Source organism: Acidimicrobiales bacterium, from assembly GCA_035547835.1.
Lineage (GTDB): Bacteria > Actinomycetota > Acidimicrobiia > Acidimicrobiales > Iamiaceae > DASZTW01.
The window spans coordinates 50,691-73,623 of the sequence record DASZTW010000019.1; the positions used below are offsets into that span (position 1 = coordinate 50,691).

Annotated in this window: 20 protein-coding genes; 17 read left to right on the forward strand and 3 right to left on the reverse strand. The window is 69.1% G+C overall.

Annotated elements, in window-relative coordinates:
• Window positions 1-7 precede the first annotated feature (7 nt).
• On the forward strand, window positions 8-1,285 hold the full coding sequence (clpX, locus tag VHA73_15025; protein HVX19337.1) for an ATP-dependent Clp protease ATP-binding subunit ClpX: 1,278 nt from the start codon (window positions 8-10) through the stop codon (window positions 1,283-1,285).
• Between the two features lie 5 nt (window positions 1,286-1,290).
• Here the strand turns inward: clpX and VHA73_15030 are convergent, their stop codons facing one another.
• Window positions 1,291-2,751: a potassium/proton antiporter gene (locus VHA73_15030; GenBank protein ID HVX19338.1), complete on the reverse strand. Its 1,461-nt coding sequence runs from the start codon at window positions 2,749-2,751 to the stop codon at window positions 1,291-1,293.
• An 83-nt stretch (window positions 2,752-2,834) separates the two neighbouring features.
• Here VHA73_15030 and VHA73_15035 point away from each other — a divergent pair, with 83 nt between their 5' ends.
• The 14 genes from VHA73_15035 to rpmA all read left to right on the forward strand — a co-directional run bounded on the left by VHA73_15035 (window position 2,835) and on the right by rpmA (window position 17,653).
• Window positions 2,835-4,142: a Mur ligase family protein gene (locus tag VHA73_15035; GenBank protein HVX19339.1), complete on the forward strand. Its 1,308-nt coding sequence runs from the start codon at window positions 2,835-2,837 to the stop codon at window positions 4,140-4,142.
• Complete coding sequence (gene map / locus VHA73_15040; protein HVX19340.1) at window positions 4,139-5,149, forward strand: type I methionyl aminopeptidase; 1,011 nt, start codon at window positions 4,139-4,141, stop codon at window positions 5,147-5,149. The genes VHA73_15035 and map overlap by 4 nt, the downstream gene beginning before the upstream one ends.
• A 111-nt stretch (window positions 5,150-5,260) precedes the next feature.
• Window positions 5,261-5,671 (forward strand): nucleoside-diphosphate kinase, encoded by a 411-nt coding sequence (gene ndk / locus VHA73_15045; GenBank protein ID HVX19341.1) that lies wholly within the window; start codon window positions 5,261-5,263, stop codon window positions 5,669-5,671.
• Between the two features lie 241 nt (window positions 5,672-5,912).
• The gene (locus tag VHA73_15050; GenBank protein ID HVX19342.1) at window positions 5,913-6,950 is read left to right on the forward strand and encodes a rod shape-determining protein; all 1,038 of its coding nucleotides are present in this window, start codon (window positions 5,913-5,915) and stop codon (window positions 6,948-6,950) included.
• A gap of 46 nt (window positions 6,951-6,996) precedes the next feature.
• Window positions 6,997-7,812 carry a rod shape-determining protein MreC gene (gene mreC / locus VHA73_15055; protein HVX19343.1) on the forward strand — a complete coding sequence of 272 codons (816 nt, stop codon included), beginning with the start codon at window positions 6,997-6,999 and terminating at the stop codon, window positions 7,810-7,812.
• Between the two features lie 43 nt (window positions 7,813-7,855).
• Entirely contained in the window at window positions 7,856-8,374 is a 519-nt protein-coding gene (gene mreD / locus VHA73_15060) for a rod shape-determining protein MreD (protein ID HVX19344.1), read from the forward strand.
• A gap of 23 nt (window positions 8,375-8,397) precedes the next feature.
• Window positions 8,398-10,521 (forward strand): penicillin-binding protein 2, encoded by a 2,124-nt coding sequence (gene mrdA, locus VHA73_15065; protein ID HVX19345.1) that lies wholly within the window; start codon window positions 8,398-8,400, stop codon window positions 10,519-10,521.
• The gene (gene rodA / locus VHA73_15070; GenBank protein ID HVX19346.1) at window positions 10,521-11,696 is read left to right on the forward strand and encodes a rod shape-determining protein RodA; all 1,176 of its coding nucleotides are present in this window, start codon (window positions 10,521-10,523) and stop codon (window positions 11,694-11,696) included. Before mrdA ends, rodA begins: the two co-directional genes overlap by 1 nt.
• Before the next feature lie 259 nt (window positions 11,697-11,955).
• Window positions 11,956-12,339 carry a hypothetical protein gene (locus VHA73_15075; GenBank protein HVX19347.1) on the forward strand — a complete coding sequence of 128 codons (384 nt, stop codon included), beginning with the start codon at window positions 11,956-11,958 and terminating at the stop codon, window positions 12,337-12,339.
• Window positions 12,340-12,460: 121 nt separating this feature from the next.
• Window positions 12,461-14,416 carry a TIGR03960 family B12-binding radical SAM protein gene (locus tag VHA73_15080; protein ID HVX19348.1) on the forward strand — a complete coding sequence of 652 codons (1,956 nt, stop codon included), beginning with the start codon at window positions 12,461-12,463 and terminating at the stop codon, window positions 14,414-14,416.
• Window positions 14,413-15,171, forward strand: a complete 759-nt coding sequence (locus VHA73_15085) for a TIGR03936 family radical SAM-associated protein (protein HVX19349.1) — start codon at window positions 14,413-14,415, stop codon at window positions 15,169-15,171. The genes VHA73_15080 and VHA73_15085 overlap by 4 nt, the downstream gene beginning before the upstream one ends.
• 15 nt (window positions 15,172-15,186) lie before the next feature.
• On the forward strand, window positions 15,187-16,980 hold the full coding sequence (locus tag VHA73_15090) for an Rne/Rng family ribonuclease (protein HVX19350.1): 1,794 nt from the start codon (window positions 15,187-15,189) through the stop codon (window positions 16,978-16,980).
• 88 nt (window positions 16,981-17,068) lie between these two features.
• Window positions 17,069-17,374, forward strand: a complete 306-nt coding sequence (gene rplU, locus VHA73_15095) for a 50S ribosomal protein L21 (GenBank protein ID HVX19351.1) — start codon at window positions 17,069-17,071, stop codon at window positions 17,372-17,374.
• Window positions 17,375-17,380: 6 nt separating this feature from the next.
• Window positions 17,381-17,653 carry a 50S ribosomal protein L27 gene (gene rpmA / locus VHA73_15100; GenBank protein ID HVX19352.1) on the forward strand — a complete coding sequence of 91 codons (273 nt, stop codon included), beginning with the start codon at window positions 17,381-17,383 and terminating at the stop codon, window positions 17,651-17,653.
• Between the two features lie 8 nt (window positions 17,654-17,661).
• On the opposite strand, the gene VHA73_15105 is transcribed toward rpmA, so the two are convergent.
• Window positions 17,662-18,771 (reverse strand): HD domain-containing protein, encoded by a 1,110-nt coding sequence (locus tag VHA73_15105; protein ID HVX19353.1) that lies wholly within the window; start codon window positions 18,769-18,771, stop codon window positions 17,662-17,664.
• 73 nt (window positions 18,772-18,844) lie between these two features.
• Here VHA73_15105 and obgE point away from each other — a divergent pair, with 73 nt between their 5' ends.
• Window positions 18,845-20,116 carry a GTPase ObgE gene (obgE, locus tag VHA73_15110; GenBank protein HVX19354.1) on the forward strand — a complete coding sequence of 424 codons (1,272 nt, stop codon included), beginning with the start codon at window positions 18,845-18,847 and terminating at the stop codon, window positions 20,114-20,116.
• Window positions 20,113-21,255: a glutamate 5-kinase gene (proB, locus tag VHA73_15115; protein HVX19355.1), complete on the forward strand. Its 1,143-nt coding sequence runs from the start codon at window positions 20,113-20,115 to the stop codon at window positions 21,253-21,255. The genes obgE and proB overlap by 4 nt, the downstream gene beginning before the upstream one ends.
• 6 nt (window positions 21,256-21,261) lie before the next feature.
• Here the strand turns inward: proB and murJ are convergent, their stop codons facing one another.
• Complete coding sequence (murJ, locus tag VHA73_15120) at window positions 21,262-22,923, reverse strand: murein biosynthesis integral membrane protein MurJ (protein HVX19356.1); 1,662 nt, start codon at window positions 22,921-22,923, stop codon at window positions 21,262-21,264.
• Window positions 22,924-22,933 lie beyond the last annotated feature (10 nt).

Below are 22,933 nucleotides of genomic sequence, written 5' to 3' on the forward strand. Positions count from 1 at the left end.
AGCGATCGTGGCGAAGTTCGGAGAAGGCGGCGAGCTGCTCAAGTGCAGCTTCTGCGGCAAGTCCCAGAAGCAGGTCAAGAAGCTCATCGCCGGCCCCGGCGTGTACATCTGCGACGAGTGCATCGACCTGTGCAACGAGATCATCGAAGAGGAGCTGTCGGAAGCTTCCGAGCTGCACTTCGATGAGCTGCCCAAGCCTCGTGAGATCTTCGACTTCCTGAACGAGTACATCGTCGGTCAGGAACCCGCCAAGCGCATCTTGTCGGTGGCCGTCTACAACCACTACAAGCGCGTCCAGTACGCGGCAGCCCACGGTGGTGTCGACGAAGTCGAGCTCAGCAAGTCGAACATCATGCTGATCGGGCCCACCGGCTGCGGCAAGACGCTGTTGGCGCAGACGCTGGCACGCATGCTCAACGTGCCGTTCGCGATCGCGGACGCCACCGCGCTGACCGAGGCGGGCTACGTCGGCGAAGACGTCGAGAACATCCTGCTCAAGCTGATCCAGGCTGCGGACTACGACGTCAAGAAGGCCGAGACCGGGATCATCTACATCGACGAGATCGACAAGGTCGCTCGCAAGAGCGAGAACCCGTCGATCACCCGCGATGTGTCGGGCGAGGGCGTGCAGCAGGCCCTGCTCAAGATCCTGGAAGGCACCGTGGCCTCGGTGCCGCCCCAGGGAGGGCGCAAGCACCCCCACCAGGAGTTCATCCAGATCGACACCACGAACATTTTGTTCATCTGCGGTGGCGCGTTCGCCGGGCTCGACAAGATCATCGAGTCGCGGGTGGGCTCCAAAGGCGTCGGCTTCGGGGCCGACATCCGCCGGGCCGAAGAGAAGGACATGGGCGAGCTGTTCAACCAGGTCCTTCCCGAGGACCTCATGAAGTTCGGCCTCATCCCCGAGTTCATCGGTCGCCTGCCCGTGCTCGGTGCGGTCTCGAACCTCGACCGCGACGCGCTGGTGAAGATCCTCGTGGAGCCGCGCAACGCGCTGGCCAAGCAGTACCGCAAGTTCTTCGAGTTCGAGAACGTGGAGCTCGAGTTCACCCCCGATGCGCTCGAAGGCATCGCCGATCAGGCGCTGCTGCGTGGCACGGGCGCCCGCGGCCTCCGGGCGATCCTCGAAGAGGTGCTGCTCAACGTCATGTACGACCTGCCCGGTCGCACCGACATTGCAAAGTGCGTGATCGACGGCACCGTCGTGGCCGACAAGGTGAACCCCACCTTGGTCCCACGTGGTGAAGCGCGCCCCACGCGCCCCCGCCGCGCCGCGTCCTGATCCCGTCAGTCGTCGTCGCCGCCGGCCCACGCCGACAGCGCGTCGCGCAGGTTGTGGGAGCGACCACCCGCGACCGCGAGGTGGTCGCCTTCGTCCAGCACGGTGCTTCCGGTGGCGAGCACCACACGCCCGTCCCGGATGATCGTGATGATCCGGGCGTCGCCCGGCATCGGCACCTCGGCGATGGCACGGCCGACCACAGGGCTGGTCGGGTTGAGCTCCAGTTCCAACAGCTCGACGCCGAACTGGTCCATCGGCACCACGTCGACGATCGGGTCCCAGGGTCCCGGCTCGTGGCGCAACCCGAGCCATCGCGCGACTGGAACCACCGTGGCTCCTTGCACCGTGGCCGACACCAGCACCACGAAGAACACGACGTCGAACACGAGTGAGCCGTCGGGATGGTGGGCAGTGAGCGGAAACGTCGCGAGCACGATCGGCACCGCCCCTCGCAGTCCCGCCCACGATACGAACGCGGCCGACCGCCACGGGATGCGGAACCACACCACCGACGCGGCCACGGCCACAGGTCGCGCGATGAACAGGAGAACGGCGGCGATCGCGAGCGCCCGCCAAGCGACGCCACCGAGCTGTGACGGGAAGACCAAGATGCCGAGCAGGAAGAACAGTCCGAGCTGGGCCAGCGAGGCCAGGCCGCTGTGGAAGGCGTTGCTGGCCTTGCCGTGCGACGGCGCCACGGCGCCCATCAACACGCCGCCCACGAAGACGGCCAGGAAGCCCGACGCCCCCAGCCACGCGGCGACGCCGTAGCAGCCCGCAGCGGTGGCCAGCCCTACGAGCGGCGCAGCCGACGATCCGCTCGTGCGCACGAGGATGCGGCTGCCGAGGTAGCCCACCACCACCCCGACGATCAGCCCGCCAGCGAGCTGTTGCACGCCGAAGATCACCCAGTCGCCGGCAGTGACACCACCTTTGTAGGTGGCCAGCAGACCCACGGTGAGCAGCACGGCGGCCGGGTCGTTGCCGCCCGACTCGGTCTCGAGCAGCGCGTCGAGCCGTTCGGGGATGGGAGCGCCTCGCAACACCGAGAAGACCGCCGCCGCGTCGGTCGACGCGACGACCGCACCGACCAGCAAGGCGGTGTTGAACGACACGTGCAGCAGCCACATCGCGGCGACGCCGGTGATCACGGCCGACACGAACACGCCCACGGTTGCAAGCACCGAAGCCGGCGCAACCACTTGGCGCAGGAGCCGAGGCGAGGACGACAGGCCGCCGTCGAACAAGATGAGGATCAGTGCGACGACGCACAGGTTCTGGGCGAGATGCGGGTCGCCGAAGTGCACCCATGCGAGCCCGTCGTCGCCAACCGCCATCCCGAGCCCGAGGAACAGCAGCAGGCCCGGCACTCGAATCCGGTCCGCCAATCGGCTCATCACCACCCCCGCGGCCAGCAAGCCGGCGCCGGCCAGGACGAGGTGGTCGACGCTCAGATGGGGGTGCACCCCGCCATAGTGGCGGAAAGTGGTGGAGCGGCGGGCACGTTTGGGGGAGTCGAGGTGCAGGACCGCTACCGTTGCGTGCGCCCATGGACCTCACCGCTGCGCTGCGCTACCTCGACGAACACGTCAACTTGGAGGCCACGGCTGGACGGGTCGAGGGCCTCTCGTTGGAGCGCATGCGCGCGCTGGTCCACGTCCTCGGCGACCCGCACCTCGCGTACGGTGTCATCCACATCACCGGCACGAACGGCAAGGGCTCGACCGCACGGATGGTCACCGAGCTGCTCCGCGCGTCGGGCCTGGCGGTCGGCACGTACACCAGCCCGCACCTCGAGACCGTCAACGAGCGCATCGCGTACGACGGTGAGCCCATCGCCGACGACGAGCTGGCGGAGTTGATCTCCGACCTCGCTGCCGTCGAGCCGCTCCTCGAGCACCGGCCGTCGTACTTCGAGCTGCTGACTGCTGCGGCGTTCCGGTGGTTCGCCGATCGGGGCGTCGACGTCGCGGTCGTCGAAGTCGGGCTCCTGGGTCGGTGGGATGCGACCAACGTCGTCGAGAGCCAAGTCGCGGTGCTCACCAACGTTGGTCACGACCACACCGACGGGGTGGGCGACTGGCGGCGTCGCATCGCCGAGGAGAAGTCCGGGATCGTGAAGCCGGGCGCCACGTTCGTGTTGGGCGAGGCCGACCCGGCCCTGCGCGACGTCTTCACCGCCACGCCCGCCGCAGAGATCTGGCTGCGGGGCGACACGTTCGGCTGCGAACGCAACGACTTGGCGGTCGGCGGCCGGGTGGCCGACTTGCGTACACCGTCAGGTGTGCTCGACGACGTGCAGATCCCGCTGCACGGGGCGTTCCAGGGCGACAACGCCGCCGCGGCGCTCGCCGCCGCCGAGGCGTTCTTCGGTCGGCGGTTGCCCGACGACCTCGTTCGGTCGGCGTTCGCCGGCGTGCAGGTGCCGGGCCGCTTCGAGATCCTCGCCCACGAGCCGCTGGTGATCCTCGACGGCGCGCACAACCTCGACGGCGCCGCGGCCGAGGCCGCCACCTTGCACGAGGAGTTCACGCTGACCGGGTCGCTGGTGCTGGTGGTCGGCATGTTGCGTGGCCGCGACCCCGTCGAAATGCTCGACGCCATGGGCGCTCGCGAGGCCGGTTACGTGGTGGCGTGCAGCCCGCCGTCGCCGCGGGCGATCCCGGCGGCCGAGGTGGCCGCAGCCGCCGACCGTCTCGGCGTCGTGGCCGAAGCCGTGCCCGACGTCGCGCACGCCCTTGCCCGCGCCCGCTCGTTCGCCACCGCCGAGGATGTGATCGTCGTGACTGGCTCCCTCTACGTCGTCGGTGCCGCCCGGCGATCCCTGCACGACCAGGCCGCGGAGCTGGCCGGGTGAGGGTGCGGCCGGACGACAGCCGAAGCGCCGAGGTCGACATCTTCCGGCTGAAGCCCAACGAGCCGTGCTGGTGTGGCAGTGGCCTCAAGTTCAAGCGTTGTCACCGTGCGTCGACCGACCGCATCCGCGCCGGTCGCCAGAGCCCGACGCGTGAGGTGCCCGAGGGCATCGAGCGGCCGTTCTACGCGGGCACGGGCGAGCGGTCCCACCGCGGCGGGTCGCCGGTGCAGGCACCCGAGATCATCGACCGGATGCGCCGCACCGGCCGTCTCGCCGGCGACATCTTGGGGAGAGTCGGCGCGGCCATCGCCCCGGGTGTCACCACCGATGAGCTCGATGCGCTGTGCCACCGCCTCACCGTCGAGGCGGGCGCGTACCCGAGCCCGTTGAACTACGGAGGCTTCCCCAAGTCGCTGTGCACATCGGTCAACGATGTGATCTGCCACGGGATCCCCGACGATCGGCCCCTGCTCGACGGCGACATCGTCAACCTCGACGTCACCGTGTTCAAAGAAGGCGTGCACGGCGACACCAACGCCACCTGGTGCGTCGGCACCGTCGATCCGCAGTCGCGGCGCCTCGTGCGTGTCACGCGTGAGTGTCTGGAGCGGGGGATCGAGGCAGTGCGGCCGGGCCGGCGCCTGTACGACATCGGCCGGGCGATCCAGACCCACGCGGAGGCCGAGGGCTTCTCCGTGGTGCGGGCGTTCATCGGCCACGGCATCGGTGAGGAGTTCCACACCGACTTCCAGATCCTGCACTACTTCGACCCGCGCAACGACACGGTGATCGAGCCCGGCATGGTGTTCACGATCGAGCCGATGATCTCGGTGGGTGCCTGGCAGCACCGTTTGTGGGACGACGACTGGACCGCCGTCACGGTCGACGGCAAGCGCTCCGCCCAGTTCGAGCACACACTCCTGGTCACCGACGACGGCGTCGAGCTGCTGACCCTCCGCGCCGACGGCCAATGGTCCGGCGACGGCGGCCAACCCGCTTCCTCGTAGCGGGTGGGGATGTGGTCGCCGGGGCGGCCGGTTGTCCCCCCTTCGAGAAGTGCGGTGGGCGGCCGTTCCGGTTCGCAGGGCGGCGACGGCGGCTTGTAGCGTGCTCGACTCGTGAACCGGACCTTCGTGATGTGCAAGCCCGACGCTGTTCGACGGGGACTCGTCGGTGAAGTCGTCAGCCGCCTCGAGCGCAAAGGCCTCACGCTCGTGGCCGCCGAGCTGCGGACCATCGACCGCCCGACGGCCGAACGTCACTACGAGGAGCACCAGGACAAGCCCTTTTTCGGTGAGCTCGTCGACTTCATCTGCGGCGGCCCCGTACTGGCCATGGTGGTCGAAGGCCCCGACGACAACACGTGGCACCTCGTCCGCACGCTCATGGGCAAGACCAACGTCGACGACGCGCAGCCCGGCTCGATCCGCGGCGACTTCGCCACCACCACGCAGGAGAACCTGGTGCACGGCAGCGACGGCCCCGAGTCGGCGGCCCGCGAGATCGGAATCTTCTTCCCGGACGTGTGATCTCGGGACGGCGCCAAGCCCTGCGCCGGCCGACGAAGACCGCGGCCGGACACCGGTCGCCACCTTCCGCGGCGGCATTTAGCGCACCACGGACCAAGAGTGGTGGATGCTGATTATTGCGATTGCGTGACGCCCGCTAAGCTGCGATCTTCCGCGGGCCGAGGAGGGGTCCCCTCCGTGGCCTCCAGTTCCGCTCCTACGAGTCCGTCGGCTTCGGCGCACTCACGTCGGAGGCCAATCGATGTCTGACCTTCCGTTCTCAACTCTGATGGGCCGCGACATGGCGGTCGACTTGGGCACGGCCAACACGGTCATCTACGTGCGCGGCCATGGCATCGTGCTGAACGAGCCGTCCGTCGTCGCCGTGAGCGTGAGTGACGGGCGCCTGCTGGCGGTCGGCACCGAGGCCAAGCGCATGATCGGGCGGACGCCCGCTCACATCCAGGCCGTGCGCCCCCTCAAGGACGGCGTGATCGCCGACTTCGAGATCTGCGAGAAGATGCTGCGCTACTTCATCCACAAGGTGCACCAGCGCCGGTGGTCGAAGCCGCGCATCGTGATCTGCGTCCCGTCGGGGATCACCGGCGTGGAGCAGCGGGCCGTGCAGGAGGCCGCCCAGTTCGCCGGCGCCCGCAAGGCCTACATCATCGAGGAGCCGATGGCGGCCGCGATCGGGGCGGGTCTGCCGGTGCAGGAGCCCACCGGCAACATGATCGTCGACATCGGCGGCGGCACCACCGAGGTCGCCGTGATCTCGCTCGGTGGCATCGTGATCAGCCAGTCGGTTCGGGTCGGCGGCGACGAGCTCGACGACGCGATCATCCAGTACATCAAGAAGGAGTACAGCCTCGCCCTCGGTGAGCGGACGGCGGAGGAAGTGAAGATCGCGCTCGGCTCGGCTTGGCCGCTGCAAGAGGAACTGCACGCCGAGATCCGCGGCCGCGACCTCGTCACCGGCCTGCCCAAGACCATCGTCACCTCCACCGAGGAGATCCGCGAGGCCCTCGAAGAGCCGGTCGCGGCCATAGTGGACGCCGTGAAGACCACGCTCGACAAGACGCCGCCCGAGCTGGCGGCCGACATCATGGAGAAGGGCATCGTGCTCGCCGGTGGCGGCGCGCTGCTGCACGGCCTCGACGCCCGCCTCCAGCACGAGACGGGCATGCCGATCGTGGTGTCCCCCAACCCGCTCAACTGCGTGGCGATCGGATCGGGTCAGTCGTTGGAGGAGTTCGAGGCGCTCAAGGGCGTGCTGTTCGCCTCTGAGCCCATCACCTGATCCGCTCCTTGTGGTAGGTCCCCGGCGCGCTGGTCGCCGACGACGTGTGACGTTGCTGCTGCTCGTCCTCACGTCACTCACCATCCTCACGCTCGACTTCCGCCACTCCGGGCCCGTCGAGAAGGTGCGTGACGTCGGCGCCACCGTGTTCAGCCCGCTCCGCTCCGCCGGCGACGCGGTGTTCCGTCCCATCGGCAATGCCTGGAACAGCGCCTTTCACTACGACCGCCTGAAGAAGGAGAACGACCGGCTTCGGCGCCAGGTCGCCGACCTGAAGGGCAAGTCGTACCGGGCGCAGATCGACGAGAACGAGTACCGCCAACTCCGCGCCGCCGCCGACATCCAGTACCTGCCCGACCTCGACACCAAGATCGCCCGTGTCACGTCGGGTCCGCTCAACAGCTTCTCGCAGACGATCGAGATCAACCAGGGTGCCGGCGCCGGCGTCAAGCCCGGCATGCCGGTGGTGACGCCCGACGGGCTGGTCGGGACCGTCGAGATCGTCGAAGGCGGCCACTCGATCGTGCGGCTCGTCACCAGCCCCGAGTCGAAGGTCGACATCACCCTCGAGACGAGCGACGCCAGCTTGCCGCCCACCCTGGGGATCGCCCACGGGAACGGCCTCGGCCAGCCGCTGCGGATCGACAGCGGGATCGATCCCCGCACGCCGGTCAAGAAGGGGCAACTGGTGGCCACCAGCGGTGTGGACCCGTCGATCTACCCCGGCGCCATCCCGGTTGGGAAGATCACCACGTTTCGCGATTCCGACGACGGCACCCAGAAGATCATCGAGCTGAAGCCGAGCGCCGACTTGGACCATCTCGGCTACGTCACCGTGGTCCTGTGGCAGCCGGTTCCATGACCACCGCCGGTCCCGTGACGCTCAGCGGACACCAGGGCGCGCCATGAGGACGCTCCGGAGCGGCTTGCTGATCGCCTTTCTCATCGTCGTGCAGTGTTCGTTCATCGCACGCGTGCCGCTGTTCGGCGCGCGGGCGGACATCGTGGTCGTCGCGGCGATCGCGGCCGGCATCGTGGGCGGTCCCGACCTCGGCGCGCTGGTGGGCTTCGCGGCAGGGCTCGGGTTCGACCTGTTGTTGCCCACGCCGGTCGGGATGTCCGCGCTCTGCTACTGCCTGGTCGGCTACGGCTGCGGCCTGGCGCAGCAATCCGTGCTGCGCGTCCGCTGGTGGATCCCGGTGGCCACTGCGGCGATCGGCGGTGCGGCCTCGGCGCTGATGTTCTGGACCGTCGGCAACGTGCTGTCTGAGCCGCTGCCCTCGGTGCGGGACCTGCCGACTATCGTCGCCGTGATCGCCGCGGTGGCCGCGCTCTGGTGCCTCCCGATGGTGCGGGCGTTCCAGCTCGCGCTCGCCGACCCGGCGCGCAACCGCTTTGGCAACGAACGCATCCGCATGCGATGACCCGCGATTCCTCACGTCTCAGGGTGGCCACCGTCGGCTTGGTCTGCATCAGCCTCTTCGCGGCGCTGTTCGCCCGCCTGTGGTTCCTCCAAGTGATGAACGCCGGCACGTACGACAAGGCGGCCGACGTCGCCGCCTACCGGGAGATCAACGTTCCCGCGCCTCGGGGTCGCATCCTGGACCGCAACGGCAAAGTGCTGGTCGACAACAAGTCGTACCTTGTGGTGGCGGTCGACACGCAGGTGCTGGCCAAGGCCAAGTCGCCCGACACGGTGCTGTCGCGCCTCGCCGATCTGCTCAACCAGTACATGGCGCCCACCACGCCGTACAACACGGACATCTTGCGGGAGAAGCTGCGCAACAAGCAGGTGAGCCCGTACAAACCCGTGCCGGTGGCCACCAACGCGCCGCAACAGCTCGAGATCTACCTCTCCGAACACCCCGACAAGTTCCCGTCTGTGTCGGTCGAACGTGAGACCTTGCGGACGTATCCGTACGGCACGCTCGCTGCCCAAGTGCTCGGTTACGTGGGCCCGATCACCGATTCGCAGTGGAAAGCCCACGAGCACGACAAGGTGCCGTACCAAAAGGACGACGACATCGGCCGGGCGGGTGTGGAAGCCACGTTCGAGAAGTACTTGCGGGGCACCCCGGGCCGGAAGGTGTTCGAGGTCGACCGTGTCGGCCGGGTGGTGCGCACCGTGAGCGAGACGCCACCGATCCCGGGCGACGACGTGTACCTCACGATCGACGCCAACGCGCAGGCGGTCGCCGAACGGGGTGTGGCGAACGGGCTCGAGAGCGCGCGCAAGACCTGCAACCGGGTGGGTTGCCCGCCGGCGCCCGCCGGGTCGATGGTGGTGCTCGACCCCCGCAACGGGCAGGTGCTGGCGCTGGCGTCGAACCCGACGTACGACCCGAGCCTGTTCGTGCCGGCCATCTCGACCCGGGACTACCAGAAGCTCACCGAGCCCGACAGCCACTACCCCTTCACCGACCGCGCCATCGCCGGCCAGTACCCGCCGGGCTCCACCTTCAAGTTGGTCACCAGCATCGCCGGACTGCGCGCCGGAGTGATCGACCCGAGCTTCACGTACGGCGACTCCGGCCAGTACAAGATCATCGGCTGCCAGAACGACAGCCAGGGCTGCATCAAGTACGGCGACCAGAAGACCGCGCACGGCAACGTGAACCTCACGCGAGCGCTCACCGTGTCGAGCGACACGTACTACTACCGGATCGGCGATCTGCTGTGGCGCTCGAGCGACCACAAAGAAGCGATCCAAGACGTGGCCCGGGAGTTCGGCTTCGGGTCCAAGACCGGCATCGAGCTGCCCGACGAGCAGGCGGGTCTGGTGGGCACGCCGGAGCTCTTGAAGCGGCTGCACGACAAGTACGCGGCGGCGTATCCGTACGGCAACCAGTGGTACTCCGGTAACAACGCCAACTTGGCGATCGGCCAAGACGTCATCAACGCCACGCCGCTGCAACTCGCCAACGCGTACGCCACGTTCGCCAACAACGGCACCCGCTACCAGCCCACCTTGTTGCTCAAAGTCACCAAGTTCCGCACGGGCAGCGTCGTGATGACCCAACAACCCAAAGTGGCGGGCAAAGTCGACTTGCCGGCTCCGTGGCGCGACGCGATGCTCGCCGGGTTCGACGGCGTCACCACGTCGGGCGAAGGCACGGCGACCGGCGCGTTCGCCAACGCCGGCTACCCGATGGCGAACCTCCCCGTGGCCGGCAAGACCGGTACGTCGCAGAACAACACCGCGAAGAACGAGCAGGACAACTCGCTGTTCGTCGGCTTCGGCCCGTCGTCGAACGCGCAGTACGTCGCCGCCGCGGTGTTCGAGCAAGCCGGCTACGGCGCGGCGATCGCCGCACCCGCCGTCGTTGACTTCTTCTTGCCGCTCGCGCAGCACGGAACCTTCCCCGAAGTCACCCCGGTCGACAGCACCGACACGGCGGCCGCGCCGTCGGCCCAAGCGGGCGGTGCGGCCCAGTCGATCAGCGCCGACACGACCACGACCGGTTCCGGCGGCCAGACGACGGGCGACACCATCGCGCCGCTGCAATCGTCTGACCCCAACGGCACCCGTACCAGCACGTCGTTGCCCGCGACGAGCGGGAGCGGGGGCTGATGGCGACGTACGACCAGTCGCTGTCACGGTTCGGTGCGCACGGCCGGAGTCGCTCGGGCCTGGGTGCGATGACGGCTGCCCCTGTCCGGCACCTCGATCTGGTGTTGCTCGGCGTGGTCGGGATCATCCAGTCGCTCGGGCTGCTGATGGTGTTCAGCGCCACCCGGGGCCCCAACCCGCCGTTCCGCTACGGCTACCTCACCAAGCAGGCCGTGTTCGTGGTGCTCGGCGTGGCGGCGCTGTCGGTCGTGAGCCTGATCGACTATCGGCGATTCCGTGACTACGCGCTGTTCGTGTACGGCGCCGGCGTGTTCCTGCTGTTCTTGGTGCTGGTCCCGGGGGTCGGTTCGTCGGCCAAGGGCCACCAGTCGTGGATCTCGCTCGGGCCCTTCCAGCTCCAGCCCTCGGAGCTCAACAAGATCACCTTGATCGTCGGCCTCGCCGGCGTGCTCACGCACTACCAGGGCGACATCGACTTGCGGCGCCTCGGGATCGTCCTCGGGATGGCCGCAGTGCCGATGGCCCTGGTCTTGGTGCAAGGCGACCTCGGCACCACCTTGGTGTTCGCCGTGGTCGTGCCCACCATGCTCGCGATCGGCGGCGCGCGACCCAAGCACCTCGCCGTGTTGCTACTCGCGGGGATCCTCGTCGCCACGGTCGCGCTGAGCGGAGGGGTGCTCAAGCAGTATCAGCGCGACCGCCTGACCACCTTCCTCCATCAGGACACGGCGGCGGCCACCGGAGGGGCGGCGTACAACTTGAACCGGGCGAAGATCGCCATCGGTCGGGGTGGGATGTTCGGCCAGGGGCTGTTCCGCGGCAGCCAGACCCGCCTCAGCATCGTGCCCGAGCAGCACACCGACTTCATCTTCACGGCAGTGGGGGAGCAGTTCGGGTTCTTCGGCGCCGGTCTGCTACTGGTGCTGTTCTGCCTGATGGTGTGGCGCATCTGGCGAACGGCGCTGCTGGCCCGCGACGAGTTCGGCACCCTGATCTGCGTCGGCGTGCTGGCCATGCTCGTGTTCCACACGTTCGAGAACGTCGGCATGACCATGGGGATCATGCCGATCACCGGCATCCCGCTGCCGTTCATGTCGTACGGCGGCTCGTCGACGCTGTTGAACTTCTTGGCCATCGGGTTCGTGCTCAACGTCCACATGCGCCGCTTCTCCTGAGACGACGGCAGGTTTCGTGTCGCCCGGGTCGGGAAGGGCGGCTCCTCGGCTGCGTCGGCAGCCGTCTCTCATGGCGAGGAGTCCGAACCATGCCCCTGTCCACCTCCGCGGCGCTCGGCCGTGACGCCGATCGGCGTTCACGTCCGCCCATCTCCGTCATCTCCGATAACCTCCACCGCCCATGACCCCGCCACACAGCTCTGCCCCCACGTCCATGCCGTCGCCTGCCCGTCAACGGTCCCGTCGCAGTCTCGCTCTCGTGGTCGCGTTGCTGGCCGTGCTGGTGCTCGGAGCGGCCGCCTGTTCGGGCGGCTCCAGCAAGGTGCTGAAGACCACGACCACCAAGAGCCCGACCACGGAGGCCACGTCCGACACCGGGAGCTTCTCCGACACCGGGAGCTTCTCGGACTCCGGCGACTTCTCCGACTCGTCCAGCTACAGCGACTTGCTGTCGGACCTCTCGAGCGACGACAGCGGCAGTTCGGGCGGCAGCCTCCGCGACATCTTCTTGAACTCCTGCGAGGGCAGCGGCGGCAGCAAGTCGTTGTGCGAGTGCGTGGCCGACAAGCTCGACTTCAGCGACCCCACGAGCCTCGTGACCGAGGCGCAGTCCGCTGCCCGCGAGTGCGTGAGCGGCGACTGACCCGTCGTCACCGACAATCGAGGCCACCTTGCGTCTGTGTCCATCGCCCGGGTGCATGACTGCACCCGGGCGAGGCGCGGGTGCGGGGCCACTGAGGGTGAGTCGGTAACATCGAGTGATCATGACCTCGCTCTGGCCGCAGCTCGAGCCGCTCCTCATGCAGGTCGCCAAACCTGCTCGCTACATCGGCTGCGAGGACGGCGCGGTGGTCCCTGACCACGATCCGCACAAGGTGGCCTGGCTGCTCGCCTACCCCGACACGTACGAGATCGGCCTGCCCAACCAGGGCCTGCAGGTGCTGGCCGAGATCCTCAACGAGCGCGCCGACGCGGTGGCCGAGCGAGCGTACGCACCTTGGCACGACCTCGAAGCCCTGCTCAGGGCCAACGGCCTGCCGCTCTTCTCGGTGGAGACCCACCGCGCGGCTGGGGACTTCGACCTGCTCGCGTTCAACCTGTCGGCCGAGCTCACGTACACCAACCTGCTCAACATGGTCGACCTGGCGGGCGTCCCGGTGCGCACCGCTGACCGGTCGGTCGAGAACCCCCTCATCGGTGCGGGCGGCCACTGCACTTACAACCCCGAGCCCATCGCCGACTTCCTCGACTTCGTGGTGCTCGGCGACGGCGAAGAAGCCGTCGGCGAGATCACCGAAGTGGTCGCCGACTGGAAGGCGAACGGGCGTGCCGGTGGGCGCGAGGCCGTGCATCGTGCCCTGGCGACGCTCGACGGGGTCTACGTCCCCGCGCTGTACGAAGCGGCGTTCGACGGGGACCTCTTCGGCGGCCTCACGCCGCTGGTGGCCGACGCGCCCGACGTGGTCGAAAAGCGCACCATCGCCGATCTCGCCGACTGGCCGTATCCGAAGCGCCAGCTCGTGCCGCTCACCGAGGTCGTGCACGACCGCCTCAACGTCGAGGTCTTCCGTGGCTGCACCCGCGGCTGCAGGTTCTGCCAAGCCGGGATGATCACCCGCCCGGTGCGTGAACGCCCTGCCGAGCAGGTCCGCACGATGGTGGCCGCTGGTCTGCAGCGCACCGGATACGACGAAGTCGCGCTCACCTCGCTGTCGACCGCCGACTTCTCGGGCATCCAAGGCGTGCTCGACGAAGTGATGGACGATCCCGTCAACTGCGGCAAGGTCAGCGTGTCGTTGCCGAGCTTGCGGGTCGACGCGTTCGGGGTCGGCATCGCGGGCGCGATCCAAGGCGCCCGTCGCACCGGGCTGACCTTCGCGCCCGAGGCCGGTTCTTGGCGGCTGCGACAGGTGATCAACAAGCTGATCCGCGAGGAAGACCTCTACGGGGCGGTCCGCTCGGCGTACAGCCAGGGCTGGCGCCGCATGAAGCTGTACTTCCTCACCGGCCTGCCGACCGAGACCGACCAGGACACGCTCGGCATCGCGGAGCTGGCCCGCAACGTGCTGGCGATCGGCAGGGAGTACCACCAGCGCCCGTCGGTCACCATCTCGGTCGGCGGGTTCGTGCCCAAGCCGTTCACGCCGTTCCAGTGGTTCGGCGCCAACACCGAGGACGAGCTGCGCCGCAAGATCGGCCTGCTGCGCGACGAGCTTCGCCGCGACCGCGGCATCGACCTCAAGTGGCACGATCCCCGCGCGACGGTCGCCGAGGCCATCATCAGCCGGGGTGACCGTCGCCTGGGGCCGGTCATCGAACACGTGTGGCGACACGGCGGCACGTTCCAGGAGTGGTCGGAGTTCTTCGACCTCGACCTGTGGACGTCGGCGCTCGAGGCCCATGGCCTGACGGTCGAGCAGTTCGCGTACCGCCACCGCACCGAGGACGAGCCGCTCCCGTGGGATCACCTCTCGGCCGGCCTGCACCGCGACTTCCTGTGGCAGGACTGGCGCGACGCACTCGCCGAGGTCGGCCTGCCCGACTGCCGGTGGACCCCGTGCTACGACTGCGGTGCATGCACCGGCTACGGCATCGAGCACGTGGTCGCCTCGGCAACCCCGCCGGCCGGCGGGAGTCAGGGCACCGGTGTCGAGCTCGCGTCCGGCGGCGAGGTCCCGATCACGCTGCTCCCCCGCAAGCCCGAGATGGCGGCCCGATGACCCGGGTGCGCGTGCGGTTCACCAAGCACGGCAAAGTGCGCTTCACGAGCCACCGCGACACCGCCAGGATCTGGGAGCGGGCGTTGCGGAAGGCCTCGATCGAGGTCGCCTACTCCGAAGGTTTCTCGCCTCGCCCGAAGCTCCACTTCGGCTTGGCGCTGCCGACCGGCTACGAGTCGGATGCCGAGTACCTCGACGTAGACCTCGCCGGCGCCGCCGGCGTGGACGAGATCACCACCTTCCCCGACCGCCTCACCACGGCCCTCCCCATCGGGATGGCCGCCACGGCGGCCGAGACCCTCGAGCCTGGCGCTCCGTCGCTCCAGCAAGCCGTCACTGTCTGCGGCTGGCGAGTGGCGGTCCCCGGGCTCGGTCGCGACGACCTCGTGGCAACGGTCGAGCGAGCGCTCGCCGCGACGGAGCTGTTCGTGACCCGCACCCGCAAGGGTGTCGAGACCACCGACGACGTGCGGCCGTGCATCGCTGCGCTCGACGTCGGCAGTACCACCGACCACGGGACCGAGCTCATCGCCGAGCTCGGCACCCAGCCCCGTGCGCTTCGCCCGGCCGAGCTCCTCGCTGCGCTCGACCCGGCACCCACGGAGGGGCTGGTCACCCGCACACACCAATGGATCGAGCACGACGGGGAGCGCCGGGAACCACTCGTGGCCACCCGGCCCGCCGAGGTGGGTGCAGTCGCACCCTCGGCACCGGCCCGCCCCGAAGCTCCGCACGCGACGGCGCGTGCGTCATGAGAAGGGAACACACCCATGGCCGACCACGGTCAGCCCGACGAAACGTCCGGTTCCGACACCGGCAGCGGGGCCGTTCCGGCCCCGACCGCCGCACCCCGTAAGCCACAGATCGGCGACACGAGACCAGCCCCGCCCCCCGCCCCGAAGGCATCCGGTGGCGACGACAGCGCAGGATCCCGGTCCGATGGCCTGTCGGCGAGCGCCAAACGACGGCGTCGCCGCAACCGCAGCCGCAGCGGCAGCGGCAGCGGCGCAGCCGGAGCCAAGTCGGCAGGGGGTACGGCGGGCAACGGTGCTGCTGGCGCGCCGCGTCCGACCCAGAAGTCGGCGCCGACCGCGGCCGGCAAGGAGACGACAGCCACGGGCAAGGAAAGCGGCGGCCAACCGGCCTCCGCCAGGAGCGGCAACCGCTCCGCCCGCCGCCGAGGCAAGGCGACCCCGAAACCCAAGCCGGTCGAGGCCGTCACCAGCGACGAGCCGGTCGAGCTCTCCGACGACGCGCTCGAGCAGCGGCGCGGGAAGGCCCGCAACGGCCAGCCGGTGGGTCGGTACTCGATGGTCGTGCACCAGCACGCGGAGGCCACCCAGATCGCGGTGCTCGAGGGACGGTCGCTGCTCGAGTTCTACGTGTCCCGCCCCACCGACGACGTCAACTTGATCCACGGCAACATCTACCTCGGCCGGGTCCAGAATGTGCTGCCCGGCATGGAAGCGGCCTTCGTCGACATCGGGACCCCGAAGAACGCGGTGCTGTACCGAGGCGACGTCCACTACGACCCCGACGACGTCGAGAGCAAGGGCGACGCGCCCCGGATCGAAGACGTGCTGAAGGCCAAGCAGTCGATCCTGTGCCAGGTCACCAAGAACCCGATCGGCGTGAAGGGTGCCCGTCTCACCCAGGAGATCTCCCTGCCGGGCCGGTTCGTGGTGCTCGTCCCGAACTCCACGACGTTCGGGATCTCCAAGCGACTGTCGGACAATGAACGCAAGCGACTCCGGTCGATCCTCGACCGGGTGAAACCCAAGCAGCACGGGGTGATCATCCGCACCGCGGCGGAGGGGATCACAGGTGAAGAGATCGAGCGGGATGTCCGCCGGCTGCTGTCGCAGTGGGAGCAGATCGAGGCGCTCGCGAACGGGTCCAGAGCACCGACGCTGCTGTACCGCGAGCCCGACATGGCGGTCCGCGTGATCCGCGAGGAGTTCAACAAGGACTATCGCAAGGTCATCATCGACGACCGCGCGCTGTACGAAGAAGTGCGCGAGTACGTGGCCAGCGTGTCACCCGCCCTGGCGGACCGGGTGGAGTACTACGACCCCGAGCGTGAGCCGCTGCCGGTGTTCGAGCGCTACCACGTGTACGAACAGCTCCAGAAGGCGCTCGACCGCAAGGTCTGGCTGCCGTCGGGCGGGTCGCTCATCATCGACCACACCGAGGCGCTGACGGTCATCGACGTGAACACCGGCAAGAACGTCGGCAAGTCCAACCTCGAGGACACGGTCTTCAAGAACAACCTCGAAGCGGCGCAGGAGATCGCCAAGCAGCTCCGTCTGCGCGACATCGGTGGCATCATCGTGATCGACTTCATCGACATGGAGATCCGCAAGAACCGCGACGAGGTCGTTCGGGTGTTCCGAGAGGCGCTGGCCCGCGACAAGACCCGCACCCAGGTGTTCGAGATCTCCGACCTGGGGTTGGTCGAGATGACCCGAAAGCGCATCGGGGAGGGTCTGTTGGTGTCCTTCGCCGACGAATGCCCCCACTGCGCCGGCCGGGGCATGATCCTCGACGCCTCGCTGTTGGGCTGACGCCAGGTTCGCCTCGGCGTCCGCGGATCCCGTACAATCGTCGATCGCGCCCAAACGGGCCCGTTCCGAATCCGAGGCAGATCCGAGCATGTACGCAGTCATCAAGACCGGTGGAAAGCAGTACCGCGTGACCGAGGGCGAGCAGCTCGCGGTCGAACGCCTCGGTGACGACGTCGACGAGGTGACGTTCACGCCGCTGCTGGTGGTCGACGGCGAAGCGGTGGTGTCGGGCGAGGCCCTGTCCGCCGCCAAAGTGACCGCCCGCGTGGTCGGCGACGCCAAAGGCCCGAAGATCACCGGGTTCACGTACAAGAACAAGACCAACCAGCGCACGCGGTGGGGCCACCGCCAGAAGCTGCACACCATCGAGATCACCGGCATCTCGAAAGGCTGAGAGACCATGTCGAAGACCAAGGGCGGCGGTTCCACCCGGAACGGCCGTGACTCAGAAGCCAAGCGCCTCGGCGTGAAGGTCTATGCCGGCACCGAGATCAAGGCCGGCGCGATCATCGTGCGCCAGCGCGGCACCAAGTTCCACCCCGGCGACAACGTCGGGCGCGGCGGCGACGACACGCTGTTCGCCCTGGCGCCGGGCGTGGTCCGGTTCGGTTCCCGCAAGGGCCGCAAGCTGGTCAGCGTCGTACCGCACGACACGCCCGACAGCGGCGCCTGACCCAGCCGTCAGGCAGTTCGGGGCAAGGCGCTGGGCGCCCACCCCAGATGTTCGAGCGCGGCTCGCTGCGCGAAGCGATCCGTCATCCCGCTCACGTGCTGCACTGCCGCGGCTACTGCCGCGTCGGAGCGCGGCACCGGCGGCGCACCTGAGCTGGGCTCACCTCCTTCGGCTTGGCGCGCCGCGGGGTTGGCGGCGTACCAGTCGGTGAGATCACTGATCAGGCGGGCCGCCCGGTCGGCCTGCTCCACCGACTCGGGCCGGAGGTAGATCCGCTCGTAGTTGAACGCCCGGAATGCCGCCAGCGCCTCGGCTTCGGTGGCCCGCATGGCCACCACTCCTGTCTCGCCGATGGTCTCGACCATGGCGGTGATGAAGCGGTGGAGCTGCCCGCGGCGGTCGCGACCGACCACGCCCGCCACGTCGTCGGGCAGGTCCCGAGCGTGGACGATGCCCGCGGTGGCCGCGTCCTCGAAGTCGTGGCAGACATACGCGATGCGATCGGCCCACGCCACGATCTCGCCTTCGGGGGTGATCGGGGCGGGTCGGTTCCACGAGTGGTTGCGGACCGCGTCCAGCGTCTCCGCGCACAAGTTCATGGGCGCCAGCACGACATCGGCCCCGTAGACCGCGTGGTGGTAGCCGCCATCGACGAACGGCGACAGCGCGCCTTCCGACGCGTGCCCCGCGGGACCGTGGCCGCAATCGTGGCCGGTGGCAGCGGCCGCCGTCAGCGCCACGTTGCAGCCGACCGGCCGGGCGATGCTCACCGCGACCTGCGCCACCTCGATGGCGTGGGTGAGGCGGGTGCGGAGGTGGTCGTCGTCGGGAGCGATGAAGACCTGACACTTGCCGGCGAGGCGGCGGAAGGCCCGGCTGTGCTGGATGCGATCGAGGTCGCGCTCGAAACAGGTCCGGAACGGGTCCGGCTCCTCGGCCACCGCCCGGTTGCCGGCGCCCAACGACTCCGTGGCACCTGGCGCGAGGCGGCCCTGATCGCCGGCCGGCTCCCGCTGGGCGCGGCTCCGCACCTCGCCGCCCACGAACGCGGCACGGCTCGGCCCGTGGGCCCAGTGGATCGGGCCGTCGGCCAAGTGGCGCGGCGCGTCGAACTCCATGCCTTCACCTTACGAACCGCGTGTGACGATCGTGGGCGACCTCCACTTCGCGACACGCCACTAGCCTTGAGCGGTGTCCGGGTTCGTCGACGTCGCCCAACTGAACGTGCGGGGAGGCGACGGCGGCGCGGGCTGTGTGTCGTTCCGGCGGGAGGCGCACGTGGCCCGAGGCGGGCCGGACGGCGGCGACGGTGGCAGGGGCGGCGACGTCTGGCTGGTGGCCGATCGCAACGTGGCGTCCCTGTTGGCGTTTCGCGACCACCCGCACCGCCGGGCCACCAACGGGACGCACGGCCAGGGTAAGAAGCGTCACGGCGGCGGCGGCGACGATGTCGACGTCCACGTCCCCGAAGGCACGGTCGTGACCGATCGCGAGGGATCGGTGCTCGCGGATCTCGTCCAACACGGCGACCGGTGGCTGGCTGCCCGCGGCGGGGTGGGCGGGCAGGGCAACGCCCGGTTCCTCGCCAACAACCGGCGCGCACCGGCCTTTGCCGAGCAGGGTGAGCTCGGCGAGGAACGCTGGTTGGGGTTGGAGCTGAAGTTGATGGCCGACGTGGCGCTCGTCGGCTTCCCGAACGTCGGCAAGTCGACGTTGATCTCCCGCATCTCGGCCGCCAAGCCCAAGATCGCCGACTACCCGTTCACCACGCTCGAGCCCAACTTGGGCGTCGTGTCGATGGACGACGGCATCGAGTACGTCGTGGCCGACGTGCCCGGGCTCATCGAGGGCGCCAGCGAAGGGCGCGGGCTGGGCCACCAGTTCCTGCGCCACGTCGAACGTGCCCGGGTGCTGTGCCTCCTGCTCGACTTGTCGCCGTTCGCCACGCATCCACCCACCGATCAGCACGAGATCCTGTTGCGTGAGCTCGGCGCGCACCGGCGCGAGCTGCTCGACCGACCGCGCCTGGTCGTGGGCTCGAGGTCCGACCTGCGGGAAGACACCGACGCGCCCTTGCCTGCGGGAGTCGAGCTCGAGGTCGCTGCCGTGACCGGCCAAGGCGTCGACCGGCTGCGTGGGCGGCTCGCAGACCTGGTCCAGACCGCGCGACAGGCCGAGCCGGTGTCCGACGCGATCGTGGTGCACCGTCCTGAGCCCGATGGCATCCGGGTCGAGCGCATCGGTGAGCGGGCGTGGCAGGTGGTCGGTCGCCCGGCAGAGCGCGCCGTGGCGCTCAACGACCTGACCCGGCCCGACACGCTCGCGTTCGTCCAGCAACGGCTTCGTCGGCTGGGCGTCGATCGCGCCCTGGCCCGGGCCGGAGTGCGCGGCGGCGACATCGTCACGATCGGCGCTTTCGAGTTCGACTTCGAGCCCGACGAGCAGGTACACGAGTGGACGTGACGAAGGCCGACGCAACCCCGCCCGCGAAGCCGTCGAAGCGAGGGATGGTTGTCGCCAAGATCGGAACTTCCTCGGTGACCGACCGCGCGGGCCGCATCGACCACGCGGCCGTCCAGAAGTTCTGCGACGGTGTCGCAGCGCTCCGCAACGATGGCCACCAGGTCGTGGTCGTCACGTCCGGCGCGATCTCGGCCGGCCTACCGGCGCTCGGTTGGTCGGGCGACCGACCCCGCGACGCGGTCACCCTCCAAGCGGTGGCCGCCGTGGGCCAGGCCCGGCTCCTCCAGGTATACGAGGAGGCGTTGGCGCACCACGACCTCGTGTGCGGGCAGGTCCTGTTGGTGCCGCTCGACTTCATGGTGCGCCAGCAGTACCTCCATGCCCGCGGCACGCTCGAGCGACTGCTCGAGCTCGGCGTCGTCCCGGTCGTCAACGAGAACGACGCCACCGCCGACGACGAGATCCGCTTCGGCGACAACGACCGTCTCGCCGCGCTGGTGGCGCACCTCGTGCGGGCCGACGTGCTCGTGTTGTTGACCGACACTGCCGGGCTGTACACCGCCGATCCCCGCATCGACGAAGGCGCGTCGTTGATCGAGGAGATCGTGGCACTCGATGCCGAGGTGAGCGCCGAAGTCGGGGGGGCGGGCACGCAGCGCGGCAGCGGCGGTATGGCGTCGAAGCTGGCCGCGGCTCGGATCGCGGCCTGGTCGGGCGTCCGCGCCGTGATCGCATCGGCCTCACGTCCCGGGGTCTTGGCCGACGCCGTGGCAGGCGAGGCAGGCGTCGGCACGATCGTGCGACCCCTCGACCGCCGGCTGCCGGCCCGCAAGCTGTGGATCGCGTTCGCGGTCGGCTCCTCGGGGACGGTGGTGGTCGACGAGGGCGCACGTCGGGCGCTCGTCGAGGGCAACCGTTCGCTGCTACCGGCCGGTGTGGTCGAGGTGCGAGGCATCTTCCGAGCCGACGAAGCGGTCGAGGTCAGCGGGCCGGACGGGTCGGTGTTCGCCAAGGGCTTGGTGCGTTGCGGATCCACCGACCTGGCCGAGATGGCGGGTCGTCACACCTCGCTGTTGCCGGCGGGCGCGCCGCACGAGGTGATTCACCGCGACGACCTGGTGGTGCTGCCCGAAGGCTGAGCGCCCTCAGATGCGGGCGGTGCGGCGTCGGACGCGGCCGAGCACCAGGCGCAGCTCCTCGACGTCGAGTGCTGTCGCCAGCGATCCGTACACGGCCACGCCGACCACGGCGCCGACGACGGTGGGGATGAGCGAGGCGAACCCGTCTTTGGGCCCGATCACCCGCACGACGGCTGCCACCGCCAGTCCCATCGCGGTCGCCGCGGCGATGATGCGCGACGCCGCGGCCACGGTGCGCCGACCGTCGAAGCGCACCATGCGCCGGCGCGCCGCGCTCAACGCCAGCACGGCACCGATCGAGTAAGCGATCGCGTAGGCGAGTGCCAGGCCCTGCGCGTGCCACTTGAACACGAACACGAACACCACAGCGAGGACGATGTTCACCGCGTTCTCGACCACGTTCAACAAGAACGGTGTCCGGGTGTCGCGCAGCGCGTAGAACATCCGCAGCGAGTACAGGTACATCGTGTAACCGACCATCCCGATGGCGAACAGCAACAGGAGGTCGCCCGTCACCGGCGCCGCCTTGCGGTAGTTCCCGTGGCCCATCAGGGCGTTGACGATCGGGTGCGCGAGCACGGCGCTGCCGATCGACGCGGGCACCATGACGAGCAACAACATGCGCATGCCGAGCGAGAACTGTCGCCGGAAGCCCTCTGCGTCGGCCCTCGCCACGTGGCTCGACAGTTCGGGCTCGATCGTGGTCATCAGGGAAACGGCGAACAGGCCGTAGGGGAGCTGGAAGAAGATGAACGCGTACGTGTACGCGGTGGGGTCGCCGGGCCGCCGGTTGGCAAGCGCCAGCACCACTGCCAGCGCGACCTGGTTGACGAACGCGTAGGCGAGCGTCCAACCCGACAGCCCGAACACTTTGCGAACGGCCCGGTTGTGGAGGTCGAAGTTCCAGCGGAGGTGGATGCCGGCCCGGCGGATCGCCGGCCACAGCACGAGGGCCATCGCCGCGATCCCCGCGGTGGTACCACCGCCGAGGAGGGCCAGCAGGGCCGGGTCGCCCGCCACCACACCGACGCTCGGCACCTGGTGGCGGGCCTTCAGCATCCAAAAGCTCCCGAACATGCAAATGACCATCACGTTGTTCAGCACCGGCGCGAACGCTGCAGCGGCGTAGCGCCGCCGGGAGTTCAACAGTGCGTTCCCGACGGCGGTCAGGCCGTAGAAGAGGATCTGAGGGAGGAACCACCGCAGCAGCGGGACCCCGACCCTCGTGAGCTCAACCCGGTCGCTGCCGGGTGCCGACCACGTGTACATGCGGAAGATCCAGGGCGCGGCGACCAGGGCCACCGCAGTGAGTACCACCATCCCGGTCACGAGCACGCTGACCACTGCGTCGGTGCCGGCGTCGTTGTCGGTCTCGCGGTGCACCACGAAGACCGGCACCAGCGTGGCCGCGAGCACCCCACCGAGCAGCAGGTCGTACACCATGTTGGGCGTGGTGTTGGCGAGGTTGTAGCCATCGGCCAGCACCGTGCCGCCGAGCACGAAGGCGGCGCTGAGGGTGCGGATCATGCCCGTGAGCCGGCTCAACATGGTGCCCACGCCGACGATCGCGCTGGAGCGCAGCAAGCTGTGAGGAGCGCCGGTCGATGGAGCAGCGCCGCGGCCGGCTGCAGGGTTCTCGACGGTGGGAGTGGGCGGAGAATCGGTCATGGCTGGGTTC